15 protein-coding genes are annotated in these 12,344 nt (G+C 70.5%); 3 read left to right on the forward strand and 12 right to left on the reverse strand.

Annotated features, from left to right (window positions below):
- Window positions 1-53: 53 nt before the first annotated feature.
- The 12 genes from Psi02_RS41355 to Psi02_RS29645 form a co-directional block, all read right to left on the reverse strand.
- The gene (locus Psi02_RS41355; protein ID WP_505859856.1) at window positions 54-275 is read right to left on the reverse strand and encodes a serine hydrolase; all 222 of its coding nucleotides are present in this window, start codon (window positions 273-275) and stop codon (window positions 54-56) included.
- Between the two features lie 40 nt (window positions 276-315).
- Window positions 316-1,110 carry an HAD family hydrolase gene (locus Psi02_RS29595; protein WP_203979132.1) on the reverse strand — a complete coding sequence of 265 codons (795 nt, stop codon included), beginning with the start codon at window positions 1,108-1,110 and terminating at the stop codon, window positions 316-318.
- Between the two features lie 118 nt (window positions 1,111-1,228).
- On the reverse strand, window positions 1,229-1,864 hold the full coding sequence (locus Psi02_RS29600) for an HAD family hydrolase (RefSeq protein ID WP_203956967.1): 636 nt from the start codon (window positions 1,862-1,864) through the stop codon (window positions 1,229-1,231).
- Window positions 1,865-1,915: 51 nt separating this feature from the next.
- The gene (locus Psi02_RS29605; RefSeq protein ID WP_203979133.1) at window positions 1,916-2,422 is read right to left on the reverse strand and encodes a DUF6912 family protein; all 507 of its coding nucleotides are present in this window, start codon (window positions 2,420-2,422) and stop codon (window positions 1,916-1,918) included.
- Window positions 2,423-2,446: 24 nt separating this feature from the next.
- Window positions 2,447-3,118: an HAD family hydrolase gene (locus Psi02_RS29610; RefSeq protein WP_239095268.1), complete on the reverse strand. Its 672-nt coding sequence runs from the start codon at window positions 3,116-3,118 to the stop codon at window positions 2,447-2,449.
- Window positions 3,119-3,158: 40 nt separating this feature from the next.
- Window positions 3,159-4,478, reverse strand: a complete 1,320-nt coding sequence (gene nagZ, locus Psi02_RS29615) for a beta-N-acetylhexosaminidase (protein WP_203979134.1) — start codon at window positions 4,476-4,478, stop codon at window positions 3,159-3,161.
- 81 nt (window positions 4,479-4,559) lie between these two features.
- Window positions 4,560-6,293 carry a phosphoenolpyruvate--protein phosphotransferase gene (ptsP, locus tag Psi02_RS29620; RefSeq protein WP_203979135.1) on the reverse strand — a complete coding sequence of 578 codons (1,734 nt, stop codon included), beginning with the start codon at window positions 6,291-6,293 and terminating at the stop codon, window positions 4,560-4,562.
- Window positions 6,294-6,298: 5 nt separating this feature from the next.
- A complete protein-coding gene (locus tag Psi02_RS29625; protein ID WP_203956971.1) occupies window positions 6,299-6,556 on the reverse strand; it encodes an HPr family phosphocarrier protein in 258 nt (85 codons plus the stop codon).
- Window positions 6,557-6,577: 21 nt separating this feature from the next.
- Entirely contained in the window at window positions 6,578-7,225 is a 648-nt protein-coding gene (locus tag Psi02_RS29630; protein WP_203979136.1) for an HAD family hydrolase, read from the reverse strand.
- Window positions 7,225-7,671 carry a PTS sugar transporter subunit IIA gene (locus Psi02_RS29635; protein WP_203979137.1) on the reverse strand — a complete coding sequence of 149 codons (447 nt, stop codon included), beginning with the start codon at window positions 7,669-7,671 and terminating at the stop codon, window positions 7,225-7,227. The genes Psi02_RS29630 and Psi02_RS29635 overlap by 1 nt, the downstream gene beginning before the upstream one ends.
- A gap of 124 nt (window positions 7,672-7,795) precedes the next feature.
- A complete protein-coding gene (locus Psi02_RS29640; protein WP_203956973.1) occupies window positions 7,796-8,032 on the reverse strand; it encodes a PTS sugar transporter subunit IIB in 237 nt (78 codons plus the stop codon).
- A gap of 13 nt (window positions 8,033-8,045) precedes the next feature.
- On the reverse strand, window positions 8,046-9,080 hold the full coding sequence (locus Psi02_RS29645; RefSeq protein WP_203979138.1) for an SIS domain-containing protein: 1,035 nt from the start codon (window positions 9,078-9,080) through the stop codon (window positions 8,046-8,048).
- A 125-nt stretch (window positions 9,081-9,205) separates the two neighbouring features.
- Between Psi02_RS29645 and Psi02_RS29650 the strand changes: the two genes are divergently transcribed.
- The 3 genes from Psi02_RS29650 (at window position 9,206) to Psi02_RS29660 (ending at window position 12,276) form a co-directional block, all read left to right on the forward strand.
- Complete coding sequence (locus Psi02_RS29650; RefSeq protein WP_203956975.1) at window positions 9,206-9,973, forward strand: GntR family transcriptional regulator; 768 nt, start codon at window positions 9,206-9,208, stop codon at window positions 9,971-9,973.
- A 36-nt stretch (window positions 9,974-10,009) separates the two neighbouring features.
- On the forward strand, window positions 10,010-11,344 hold the full coding sequence (locus Psi02_RS29655; protein ID WP_203979139.1) for a PTS transporter subunit EIIC: 1,335 nt from the start codon (window positions 10,010-10,012) through the stop codon (window positions 11,342-11,344).
- Window positions 11,345-11,757: 413 nt separating this feature from the next.
- Complete coding sequence (locus Psi02_RS29660; RefSeq protein WP_203979140.1) at window positions 11,758-12,276, forward strand: Rv3235 family protein; 519 nt, start codon at window positions 11,758-11,760, stop codon at window positions 12,274-12,276.
- The last annotated feature ends 68 nt before the right edge of the window (window positions 12,277-12,344 follow it).

Consider the following 12,344-nt stretch of genomic DNA (forward strand, 5'->3'; position numbering starts at 1 on the left):
CTTACGAGGCGGACGGCGTATGTCACCGTCACCGCCCACATAGAAACCAGCTGTCATATGTGTGCGCTCAGGTGGTCGATCGCGATCCGCGCGGCGGACCCGATCGCGGCGTCCGCCCGGGGCTGGTTCTGGGCCGTCCCGGACGAGCGGGTGAAGGTCGCGACGGCGTACCGGCCTCCGTCGGGGTGCTCGACGACACCGATCTCGCTGCGGAGTGTGGGCGGCGTCCGGTCTCGAAACCGACCGCACGTCGTCGAACGGAAACTCCGAAGCACACCCGGAGCGGCCGCGCTTCCTCGACGCGCTCTGACGCGCTCAGCCGGCCTTGCGGTCGGCGGGGCTGGTGAGCCGCGCGACGGCGGCCACGACTTCCGAGGCGTTCGTCAGGTCGGGGAGCACTATGTCGGCGCCGGCCTCGTGCAACTCGGCCGCCATGGAACGGCCCGAGGCGACGGCGATCACCGCGGCCCCGCCGATCCTGGCCGCCTGCACGTCGCGGGTCGAGTCGCCGATCAGCACGGTGTTCTGCGCCGTGAAGGGCGCACCGTACTTGGTCTTGGCCCTTCCCTGCGCCACCTGGAGGAGGGTCGCCTTGGGGTAGACCTCCTCGCCGTAGCCGCCCACCTCGAAGTCGACCCACTTGTTCAGGCCGAAGGCCGTCAGCTTGTGGACGGCGTTGCCCTTGATGGTCCCGGTCAGCACGGACTGGACGGCCCCGTCGAGCCGGGACACGGCAGTGAGCGCCTCCTTGGCGCCGGGCATCATCCGGCCCTCCTTCGCCAGTCGCTTGTGCTTGGCGGCGAAGCTGACGGCGAGCGCGTCGAGGAACTTGGGCAGGTGCTGATCCTCGACCACGATGCCGTTGATGGCCAGCGTCTCGAAAATGATCTCGGAGTCCGGGCGGCCCATCGCCGGAGCGAGCTTGACCAGCGGTCGGCCGGTCACCATCCGGAACGCGTCCGCGTAGGCCTCGCGGGTGACGATGGTCGCGTCGACGAGAGTGAGATCGACGTTCCAGAGGACGAGACGGTTGATAATGGCCTCCGTGGGGGATTCGGCATGGCTCGTGCCCAAGGGTACGGCTATCACCCGGTCATGAGGACCTGTCATACCGAGGTTGTAGCCGCCCGGCCCGTTCTCACACCCCTGGTCACGCACGGGGTCACCCTGCGGGTCAGCGGTGGGTCACAGAGAACGGGCGAGAGCCGTCCACGGACCGCTTCCTCGGTCAGACGACCCTGCCGAGGGCGTCGGCGAGCGAGTCGACGACCGGGAAGCCCAGGGCCTCCAGCTCCGACCGTCTGGTCATGCCGCCGGTGTACAGGATCGCCTGCGCGCCGACGTGCTGGGCCGCGTGCCCGTCGTCGACGCTGTCGCCGATGACCACCACGGTCTCCGGGTCGAGGCCGAGGGCTCGCAGGTGGGCGACCATGTGCTCGGCCTTGGTGCCGCCCGAGGCGGAGCGCAGTCCGTCGACCCGGGCGAAGTGCCCGCCGATGCCGAACTCGCCGACCTTGGGGACCAGCCGGTCATGGGCCCACATGGACAGCAGCGACTGCGTCCGGCCGGAGCCCTCCCACTCCCGGAGGCAGGACTGCGCGTCCTTCGCCAGCTCACAGGCCAGCATGAGCTGGTGGTAGTGCTCGTGGAACGCGACGTCGAGCCGCTCCCACTCGCCCTCGTCGAGCGGACGGCCGAGCATGCGCTCGTAGGCCACCCAGATCGGCCGGGTGTAGACCTCGCGGAAGGAGTCCGCGTCGAAAGGGGCCAGCCCGTAGGGGAGGAAGACCTCGTTGGTGGCCCCGACCACCGCGTCTATGTCGTGGAACAGCGTGCCGTTCCAGTCCCAAACTATGTGTCTCATATCGCTCTAGAGCTTAAGGGCGACCTGTGACAAGTCCGTGAACGTTCCAGGTCAACTCAGCAAGTCGGGGATTTCCTGCGTGGCGTACCACATCAGTTCGTGGTCCTCCGCGCCGTCGACGGCGAACTGTGCGTCGTCGTCCCCGTGGTCGGCTGCGGGCAACGCGGCCACGGCCGCCTCGACGTCGGCGGCGGCGGACAGGTCGTCGACGTGGATGGACGCGAGCTCGGCGATCGGGACCGACTTCAGCAGGCGCACCCGCGCGCGTTCCTCCAGGTCGGTGCCCATCGTCACGATGCTGTCCGGAATCTCGGCCGCGACGACGACCCGCCGCGCGGCGACCTCGACGCCGTCCGCGCGGTCGGCGGCGAGCATCCGGAGGGAGGCGCGGGCGGCCTCGGTCAGCGCGACGTACTCGAGTTCCTCCGTGTCACCCGAGGCGTACCACTCGACGAGTGCCGGGGTCACGGCGTAGCCGGTCAGCGGGGCCGGTCCCAGCTCTCCCGCGGCGACCACCCGGGCCAGTGCGGGGAGCGTGCACGGCAGGTACACGCGCATGTGTCTTCTCTACTTCCTCCCGGCTCACGCCCGGAACGGCAGGCTGAAAAGCTTCTCCATCTCGCTGATCGTCGTGACGGCCTCGCGGTGATGGACGCCGACGATGCCCAGAGCACGGGCGGCCTCGATGTTGGCCTCGATGTCGTCGATGAACACGCACTGCTGCGGCTCCAGGGCGACCAGCCCGAGCGCGTGGTGGAAGATGCGCGGCTCCGGCTTGCGCATGCCGACCTCACCCGAGATGACCACGGCGTCGAAGAGCTCGTCCCAGGCGTCGCGGGGATAGTCGTTGGCCCACGAGTTCGACAACAGGCAGGTGGTGAGCCCGGCCGCGCGGGCCCGCCGCACCATCTCGTTCATCTCCTCGACCGGCTGGAACCCGGCGAACATGCGGGTGAGCAGCCCGTCGGCCTCCGGTGGCACGCCGTCCAGCGTCCGCAGCCGGGCGGCCAGGTCCCGTTCGAACTCGGCGGCCGGGACCTCCCCGCGCTCCAGCGCGTGGATCGGGTTCTCCGCGCCGCCGTCCGCACCCGTCTCGTACGCGTGCATGACGAGGTCGCGCATGACGTCGCGGTAGTGCACCGAGTCGATCCGGTCGGCCTCGAGCCAGTGGACGATGGAGTCGCCCAGGCTCGTGGTGAGGACACCACCCCAGTCGATCAGAACGCCCTTGAGCACGGTACCTCCCGTTGACACGCGTTACAGGATATGCGGGTCGCCGCCGGGAGCGAACCGTTCAGGCCGCGGACCGCGCGGCCGCCTTGAGCCGCTTGGCGACCTTGAGATGCTCGCTCGACTTCAGCGCACCGGGATCGGTCTCGATCGGGCCGAACACGCCGCGCGCCTTCTTCAGCCGCAGGATGCGCAGGACCGACTCGTCGAGCCGCTGCTCGGTGATGCGTCCGGTCTCGACGGCCTTGAGCAGCGCCTTGTACGCCGTGGGGTAGTCGGGCGGCATCAGCAGCACGTCGGCGCCGGCGAGGATCGAGCGCACGGCCACCTCGGCGTCGCCGTACTTCTTCCTGACGCCCGCCATGTCGAGCGCGTCGGTGGTGACCACTCCGTCGAAGCCCAGTTTGTCGCGCAGGAGACCGGTGAGGATCTTGTGCGAGAGGGTCGCGGGGTCCCCGGAGGGGTCGAGCTTCGGCATCACGACGTGCGCGGTCATGATCGCGTCGACGCCCCGCTTGATCGCCTCACGGAACGGCGGCGCGTCCAGCTTCTCCCACTGGGCCATCGAGTGCTTGATCACGGGAAGCCCGGTGTGGCTGTCGACCGCGGTGTCTCCATGGCCGGGGAAGTGCTTGGCGACGGTGGCGACGCCCGCGTCGTGGAACCCGTCCACGGCCGCCCCGACCATCGCGGCCACCTTCTGCGGGTCGGACCCGTAGGCCCGCGGTCCGATCACCGGATTGCGCGGGTTGATGTTGACGTCGGCGACCGGCGCGAAGTCGACGGAGATGCCGAGCGCCTTGAGTTCCTCACCGGTCACCCGTGCGGAGTCGCGCGCGTTGCCGGGATCGCCGGTCGAGCCGATGGCCAGGGCTCCCGGCAGTTCGGTGATCAGCGGGGACAGCCGGGACACGATGCCGTTCTCCTGGTCGACGCCGATCATGAGCGGCGTGTCCGAGGCCTTGCGCAGCCCGGTGGTGAGCGCGGCGACCTGTTTCGCGTCGGAGACGTTGTCCGCCCAGTTGAACAAGATCACGCCACCCGGCCGGTACTTCTCGACGACCTCCGCCGGGGTGTCCACGCCGTACCTGGCCTGGTTCTCCTTGCGGGCGGAGTCGGCGCGCCCGCCGTACACGACGGCCACCAGCAACTGCCCGATCTTGTCCTCGTCCGTCATCGCGGCCACCGTCGCCTCGAGGTCCCCCGGCGACGGAGACGGCGTGGCGCTCACGACCGGGGACGGCGGGAGTGTGGGCGAGGGCGCGGACGGAGACGCGACCGGCGTGGCGGGCGATGACGACGACGCGGTGGCCCCGAACCCGGCCGAGCATCCGGTCATCAGGAGAGCCGCCAGACCAACCGCACCAGACCGCAGTTTTAGCATGTCTTTACGTTATCGGCGCTCTCCCGCCAACCGTGCGCGAACGCGCATCGGGGACCCCACACACGGTCCCGGTCGCGACGCTCAAAGCGCCAGCGACCCGAGTTCCGGAAGCTCCGCCCGTGCGGCCGCCCTCGCACCGGCGGGCGACGTGGCCGACCGGGCGCCCACGGCGGCCGAACGGCACTGCTCGCGCGTGTGCCGTGCCAGCGCGGCCCGCACCAACGGAAGCGCGGGCGCGGACATGGACAGCGAGGTCACCCCCATGCCCACGAGCACGCAGGCGAGGATCGGGTCGGCCGCGGCCTCTCCGCAGACCCCGCATCCCTTGCCCGCGGCCGTGGCCGCGAACGCGGCCATGCCGATGAGGTCGAGGACGGCGGGATGCCACGGATCCTGGAGCGCGGCGACCTCGCTGACCTGCCGGTCAGCGGCGAGCGCGTACTGCGTGAGATCGTTCGTCCCGATCGAGAAGAAGTCGACCTCCTCGATCAGGTCGGTGGCCCTGATCGCCGCCGACGGCACCTCGATCATGATCCCCGCGTTCTCCAGCCCCGCCGTACGGCAGGCCTCGGCGAACCACGCGGCCTCCTCGACGGTCGCCACCATCGGAGCCATGATCTCGGCCTTGGCCGCGGTGCCCGCCGCCGCGCGCGCGAGAGCGCCGAGCTGAACGGCCATGATGTCCGGATACCGCCGGAACATGCGGATGCCGCGCTCGCCGAGTGCCGGGTTCGGCTCCTCGCCGGGAGACGGCAGGAAGGCCAGCGGCTTGTCGGCACCGGCGTCGAGGGTCCTGACCACGACGCGCCCTCCGGGGAACGCGTCGAAGACGGCCCGGTAGGCCGCCTCCTGCTCCTCGGGCGTGGGCGCGGTCTCCCGGTCCAGGAAGAGGAACTCCGTGCGGTAGAGGCCCACTCCCTCGGCCCCCGCCGCCAGGGCGGCGTCGAGGTCGCGCGGGCCGCCGATGTTGGCGAGCAGGGGGACGGCATGGCCGTCCGCGGTCGTGCCGGGCCCGGTGACCGCCGACAGGACGGCACGCCTGGCCTCGTCGGCGTTGCGTGCCGCGGTGACCTCGTCCTCGTCCGGCGAGAGCCGTACACGCCCGGACGAACCGTCGACGAGCACGGCCGCGCCCTGCGCGATGGTGGTCGCACCGGCGCACCCGACGACCGCCGGGACTCCCATCGAACGGGCGAGGATCGCGGTGTGGCTCGTCGGGCCACCCTGCTCGGTCACGAACGCGGCGACGACGTCCTTGGAGAGCAGAGCCGTGTCCGCCGGAGCCAGATCCTTGGCGACCAGCACGAACGGGACGGCGGCGCTGGTGGGGACACCGGACATCGGCAGCCCGGCGAGCAGGGCGATCGCCCGGTCGCGGATGTCGTCGAGGTCGGCGACCCGCTCGCCGAGGTATCCGCCCGCCGCCGACAGCAGATCCCGATATTTCCCGAAAGCTTCGAAGACGGCCCTGGGTGCGGCGACACCCTGGTCGATCAGCTGGCCCACCTCCACGGCGAGCCCCGGGTCGCGGGCCATCATGGCCTGCGCGCCGAGCACCTCCTCGGCCTCGCCGCCCGCCCGGGCGCCTCTCGACTCCAGGTCGGCGGCGACATCGTCCAGGGCCTGTTCGGCCCGGCCCCGCTCAGCCGGCGCGTCACCGTCGTGCCGCGATCCCGCGGCGGGCTCGGGGATGTCTCCCACCACGAGAAAGGCCGGGCCGTACCCGGAGCCCGGGCTGACGCCCGTTCCCGTGAGCAGCCGGGGAGCCTGCTCCTGGGACTCCGGGGTGGTGCTCCCGGTCTCGCGCCGGTCCATGGGGATCAGGAGGCCGCGGCGATCTCGGCGAGCCGGTCGAGCACCTCGTCGGCGCCCTCCCCCTCAGCCGAGATGACGATGGACTCGCCCTGCCTGACGTCCAGCGCCAGGACGGACAGGATGCTCTTCGCGCTCACCGGCTGACCTCCCGCCTTCGCGACGGTGACGTCGAACGGCGCCTTCGCCGCGGTCTGCACGAACGTCGCCGCCGGACGGGCGTGCAGACCCACCTCGGACTCGACACTGACCTTGCGCTCGGCCACGATTTCCTCCTTCAAGCGAACCTAATAACGCGGTCTAGACCACCTTATTCCTGTCAAGGGCCAATCAATACCCGACAGATCGCTGATTACCAGATCCGCGTGCGACAGTTCATCGGGACGGTGTGTGGTGGCCACTCCCACACATGCCATACCTGCCGCCTGCGCGGCGGCGATTCCCGCCAGCGAGTCCTCGAACGCCACACAGTCTCCGGGCTCGACTCCGAGCCGGGCCGCGCCCTCCAGGAACCCGGCCGGGTCGGGCTTGCCCACCGCGACGTCCTCGGCGGACACGATGGTCTGGACCAGATCGATGACACCCACCTGGGCCAGCCGTTCCCGCGCCCACGCGAGGTTCGCCGAGGTGACCAGGCCGACGGGCGAGCCGTGGCCGGCCACCCGGCGCACCAGGTCGGCCGCTCCGGGGACGGGCACGATGTCCGGCAGGCCCGGACGGTCGTAGTAGGAGCGCAACTCGGCGAGCAGAGCGCCGACGTCGGCGTCCGGGAAGAACTCCGGGAGCACGTCGGCGCCGCGGCGGCCCATGAAACGCCGCAGCACCACGGTGTCGTGCTCCACACCGTGGTTGTCCAGCAACATGGCCCACAGGGCGATGCTGCGGCGCTCGGTGTCGATCAGCGTGCCGTCCAGGTCGAACAGGGCCGCCCGCATCACGACCACTGGAAGAGTTCGTCGCCGACGACGATCCGCCCGGAGGCCACGTCGCTGATCGACTCGGCCGGGGCGTCCAGCGCCACGACGGGGCAGACGGGAGAGCGACCGCCCGCCTCGATCTCGGCCGGGTTCCAGCCCACGACGGGCTGTCCCGCCTCGACGTGGTCGCCCTCGGCGGCGAGCAGGCGGAAGCCCTCGCCCCTGAGCTGCACCGTGTCGATGCCGAGATGGACCAGGACCCCTCTGCCGTCGGCCCCGACCACCACATACGCGTGCGGGTGCAGCTTGACGATCGTCCCGGTGATCGGAGCCACCGCCTGACCCGGTGCCCGCTCGGGATCGATCGCCGTCCCCGGGCCCACCATGGCCTGGGAGAACACAGGGTCGGGGACGGCCGCCAGTCCAACGGCCGAGCCCGACATCGGCGCGAGAACAGTCGTCAAGGTGAAGCGCCCTTCCTCCGGCGCGCGACGGCCGGCCCGCCAAGAGCCCGATCGCCGCGACGCGGGCCCGCTCGTGCACGCGAGCTGCGCGACCAGCGCCCGAGCTCGCGTCCACTGCGCGGGCTCAGCCGATGATGTCCTCGATGTCGCTGGCGATGGTGTCCGCCTCGGGGCCCACCACGACCTGGACGACGTTGCCCGCGGCCATCACGCCGTGGGCGCCGGCCGCCTTGAGGGCCGCCTGGTCGACCTTCGAGGCGTCGTGCACCTCGGTGCGCAGCCGCGTGATGCACGGCTCGATCTCGATGATGTTGTCGGCGCCACCGAGTCCGGCGACGATCGCCTCGGCGTCTGCGGCCATGGGGGTTCTCCGTTCAGTCGGTCTGGGTGACCTTGTTCAGACCACGGGGTGCGTCCGGGTCGATACCGAGCCTGCGCGCGAGCGCCTCGGTCAGCAACTGTCCCGGAACGATGAGTCCCAGCGGGGCCACCCACTCCGGCAGATCGGGGCCGTTCAGCGCGGCGGTGGACGCGGCGGCCAGTTCGGTGCCGCCACCGACGCCGAAGGCCGAGGCGCCCGCGCCGGTGACGCGCTGGGCGAGGGCGATCGTGCCCGCGAGCGTCGGGCCCTCACCCGCCGCCACCAGGATCGCCGGGGTGTCCTCGTCGACGACCGCGATCGGGCCGTGCAGCAGGTCGGCGTAGGACAGCCCCATGGCGTGCAGGTAGCACGCCTCCTTGAGCTTGAGCGCGAGCTCCAGCGCCGTCGAGAAGGCCAGGCCGCGGCCCGAGACGACCACCCCCGGCTTGTCGGCGAGCCCGTCGACGACGGCCTGCAGGTCACCGGGGTCGGAGATCAGCTTCTCCACCGCATCGGGAACCCGCCGCAGGTCGTCCGGGTCGACGTCGGCGCCGAGGCCCAGGGCCAGCACGGCCAGGGCGGCGAGCTGGGTGGTGTAGGTCTTGGTGGCGGGAACCGCCTTCTCCTCACCGGCCAGCGTGCACAGCGCGAGGTCGGCGACCTGGGCCAGCGGCGAGTCCTCGCCGCCGTTGGTGATGGCGACGGTCTTGGCCCCGCAGGCCTTCGCCCACTCGATGGTCTCGACGATCTCCTCGGTGCGGCCGGACTGGGACAGCCCCACGGCCAGCACGCCCTCGAGATCGAGCTTGCGCCGGTAGGTCGTGGCGATGGAGGGGGCTCCGAGCGCCGACAACCGGCCCGCCCGGGCCTCGATCAGGTACCGGCCGTAGACCGCGGCGTTGTCCGAGGTGCCGCGCGCGACGAACAACGTCTGACGGGTGTCCCGCGCCAGCGCCTGGACCTCCGCGGTGCGGGGCAGCAGGGCGTCGATCGTCGCCCGCAACGCCGCCGGCTGCTCGGCGATCTCGCTGCGCATCTTCGTCGTCATCCGGTGCTCATCCTCGTTGGCGAATGGGGGCCGTTATCGATCCGACGCCGGCCCGTTCATTGACACATATTTCCGGCCTATGGTCTAGTCCGGACTAGACCAGTAAGAACCTTAACTTATTTCACATGATCAGAACGAGAGGGGAGGGATCAGTGGCGCAGATCGATCCGGACAGCCCGGTGCCGAAGTACTTCCAGCTGAGAGAGATCGTGCTCGACCTCATCGAAAGCAACGAGCTGCCGATCGGCGCGGCGATCCCCTCAGAACGAGAGCTCTGCCAGCGTTTCGGCCTGTCCCGCATGACGGTACGGCAGGCCGTGGACCACCTGGTGTCGGAGGGCCGCCTGCACCGGGTCCCCGGCAAGGGCACGTTCGTCGCACGCCCGAAGATCGAACTCGCACTCCAGCTCACCTCCTTCAGTGACGACATGCGGGCACGCGGCATGGAGCCGGGGTCCCGCGACCTGGACCGGCGTGTAGTCCGGGCCAGCGCGCATCTGGCACGGGAACTCGGCATACAGCCGGGAGACTCCGTGCACTTCATCGAGCGGTTGCGCACGGCGGACGGGGAACCGCTGAGCATCGAGCGCGCCCACATCCCGGTCGTGCTCGCACCCGACCTCGATGACTACGACCTGTCCGGCCGATCCCTGTACGCCCTGCTCGAGTCCCGCTACGGACTCGTGCTGGACGCCGGGGAGCTCACCATCGACGGCGGTATCGCCGATCCGAGTGACGCCGACCTGCTCAAACTGCCCCGCGGAGGGGCCGTGCTGCTTCTGCAGCGCCGGTCCTACGCCGGCGGGGTATGCGCCGAACTCGGGGTCTCCACCTACCGTGCCGACCGCTACCAGCTACGGACTCTCCTCGAGATCCCCACCCGACGCTCTTAGCGGTCTCCTCCCGCACCCCCACTCCTGGAGGACACCATGACATCCTCGTCCGCAGACGCGGGTCTGCCCGCCGCTCCAGCGCGCCAATCCGCCGTGATGGCCGTGCTGTCCCGCATCGGCCGCTCGCTCATGCTCCCGATCGCGGCCCTGCCCGCCGCCGCCATCCTGCTCCGCATCGGGCAGGACGACCTGCTCGGCCGTACGGACAACGCGACGCTCGACAAGATCGCCCAGATGGTGGGCGGCGCCGGCGGCGCGCTCTTCGACGCCCTGCCGCTGCTGTTCGCCGTCGGTGTGGCCGTCGGCTTCGCCCGGCGTTCCGACGGCTCCACGGCGCTGGCCGCCGTGGTCGGCTACCTCGTCTGGGACCGGGTCACGCACCTGATGTTCTTCGACGCCTCGGCCGACTCCGCGGTCCACACGAAGGTGGTCCAGAGCGTCGTCGGAGCGGACGGCAAGCCCACCGACGCGCTCAACCTCGCCTCGGCCAACCCCACCGGAGTGTTGGGCGGCATCCTCATCGGCCTCGTGGCGGCCATCCTGTGGCAGCGGTACTACCGCATCAAGCTGCCGGCCTGGCTCGCCTTCTTCGGCGGCCGTCGATTCGTGCCGATCATCACCGCTCTCGCCGCGCTCATCCTCGCCGTCGTCTTCGGCCTGATCTGGCAGCCCATCGGGCAGGGACTCAGCAGCTTCGGCGAGTGGCTGGCCGACAACTCCACTCTCGGCGCCGGCATCTACGGCGTGGTCAACCGGGCGCTGATCCCCTTCGGCCTGCACCACTTCGTCAACTCGATCGTCTGGTTCACCGTGCCCGATTGCACCGTGGGCGCCACCCACGCCGCGGGCGACCTGAACTGCTACTTCGCCGGCCAGGACGGCGCGGGCGCGTTCATGGCGGGCTTCTTCCCGGTCATGATGTTCGGCCTGCCTGCTGCGGCCCTCGCCATGTGGCGCACCGCCCTCCCCCACCGCCGCGCGGCGGTCGGCGGCATCATGATCTCGGCGGCGCTGATCTCCTTCGTCACCGGCATCACCGAGCCGATCGAGTTCGCGTTCATCTTCGTCGCACCCGTGCTGTTCGTGGTCCATGCCCTGCTCACCGGCGTCTCGATGGCGGTGGTCGCGGCGCTCGACGGCCGACTGGGCTTCGGCTTCTCGGCGGGCGCCATCGACGCCGGATTGAACGCGTCGAAGGACAACACCCACAACTTCCTGCTGATCATGGTGATCGGCGTCATCTACTTCTTCGTCTACTACGGGGTGTTCACCTTCTTGATCAAGAAGCTGAACCTCAAGACCCCCGGCCGCGAGCCGGAGCCCGACGTGGACGCCGGAGAGACCGCCGAGACCGCTTCCAGCCGCACCTGACCCACCCTCGCAGTACCCCGCACCTCCCTCTCGGGGCACGTATCGGGGAAAGGGGCGCCCGGCGATCCTGGGCGCCCCTTCTGCGTTTCACCGCGGTCCCGGTGGGTCTCGCCGTGGTCCCGGTGGGTCTCGCCGCGGTGCCGGTGGGTCTCGCCGCGGTGCCGGTGCGTTGCACCGTGGTTCCGCCTGGTCCCGGTCGGTTGCATCGTGGTTCCGGTCGCCGGAAATGCTCGGTTCCGGGATCCGTAACAGCCGGGCATCGTCCGCCTCCTCACCCCAACCCATGGGAATTTTCCCGCACAAATGACCTCATAAAGGCCTCTTGATCGGCAAAGTTGGCGGCCGCTGTATCAGCGCGCAGGACCGGAATCTCTATTAGTCGTCAGGTCAGACGACGACAAGGGAGTCCCCCGATGCCCAAGCCGATCCCCCTGCCGAGGCTCGCCTCCGTCCCCCCGGCGGACCCTCCGTACGACGACGAGCGCGGTCCCTACGCGGGCCCTCCAGCCACGTACGGCTCGCTCGCCCTGGCCCGCGAGCCCCATGTGCACGGGGGGCACGAGGAGAACGGGGAGAACGGCACGGCCGGTGCGCGTGGCGGACTCATCGTCGCCCCGAGGGGATCGGCGCCGGACGAGCGGCGCCTGCGCGGCCTGGGGCAGGCGATGGCCGAGATCCTCTCCGGGCGCCGGCCGCCGGAGGCGGTCCAGAACCGGCTGTCGGAGCGGGCCTACCGCGGGCTGGTCAGAGCGGGGAAGATGATCGACACTCAGCGGCCGCCGATGGTCGGACTGCCCCACGTGCAGCAGTCCGTCGAGGGGGTCGTCGAGATGTGCGTGCTCGTCCATTGCGGGGAACGCAGCCGTGTCCTGGCCCTCCGCCTCGAGCGCTTCGGCGTGCAGTGGCTGGTCACCGACTTCGAGACCGCCTGAAGTCTTCCGAGACTCGTGGAGATCGTCCGGGAACGACGAACCCCCGCCGGGGCCTGCCCGGCGGGGGT

The organism is Planotetraspora silvatica, assembly GCF_016863315.1.
In the GTDB taxonomy this organism is placed as follows: Bacteria; Actinomycetota; Actinomycetes; order Streptosporangiales; family Streptosporangiaceae; genus Planotetraspora; species Planotetraspora silvatica.

Excerpts from the sequence above, each read along its gene's own strand:
- Psi02_RS29595 (WP_203979132.1), bottom strand. The coding sequence starts at position 1,110 with ATGACAGGTCCTCATGACCGGGTGATAGCCGTACCCTTGGGCACGAGC.
- Psi02_RS29600 (WP_203956967.1), bottom strand. The coding sequence starts at position 1,864 with ATGAGACACATAGTTTGGGACTGGAACGGCACGCTGTTCCACGACATA.
- Psi02_RS29605 (WP_203979133.1), bottom strand. The coding sequence starts at position 2,422 with ATGCGCGTGTACCTGCCGTGCACGCTCCCCGCACTGGCCCGGGTGGTC.
- nagZ (WP_203979134.1), bottom strand. The coding sequence starts at position 4,478 with ATGCTAAAACTGCGGTCTGGTGCGGTTGGTCTGGCGGCTCTCCTGATG.
- ptsP (WP_203979135.1), bottom strand. The coding sequence starts at position 6,293 with ATGGACCGGCGCGAGACCGGGAGCACCACCCCGGAGTCCCAGGAGCAG.
- Psi02_RS29630 (WP_203979136.1), bottom strand. The coding sequence starts at position 7,225 with ATGCGGGCGGCCCTGTTCGACCTGGACGGCACGCTGATCGACACCGAG.
- Psi02_RS29640 (WP_203956973.1), bottom strand. The coding sequence starts at position 8,032 with ATGGCCGCAGACGCCGAGGCGATCGTCGCCGGACTCGGTGGCGCCGAC.
- Psi02_RS29645 (WP_203979138.1), bottom strand. The coding sequence starts at position 9,080 with ATGACGACGAAGATGCGCAGCGAGATCGCCGAGCAGCCGGCGGCGTTG.
- Psi02_RS29650 (WP_203956975.1), top strand. The coding sequence starts at position 9,206 with ATGATCAGAACGAGAGGGGAGGGATCAGTGGCGCAGATCGATCCGGAC.
- Psi02_RS29655 (WP_203979139.1), top strand. The coding sequence starts at position 10,010 with ATGACATCCTCGTCCGCAGACGCGGGTCTGCCCGCCGCTCCAGCGCGC.
- Psi02_RS29660 (WP_203979140.1), top strand. The coding sequence starts at position 11,758 with ATGCCCAAGCCGATCCCCCTGCCGAGGCTCGCCTCCGTCCCCCCGGCG.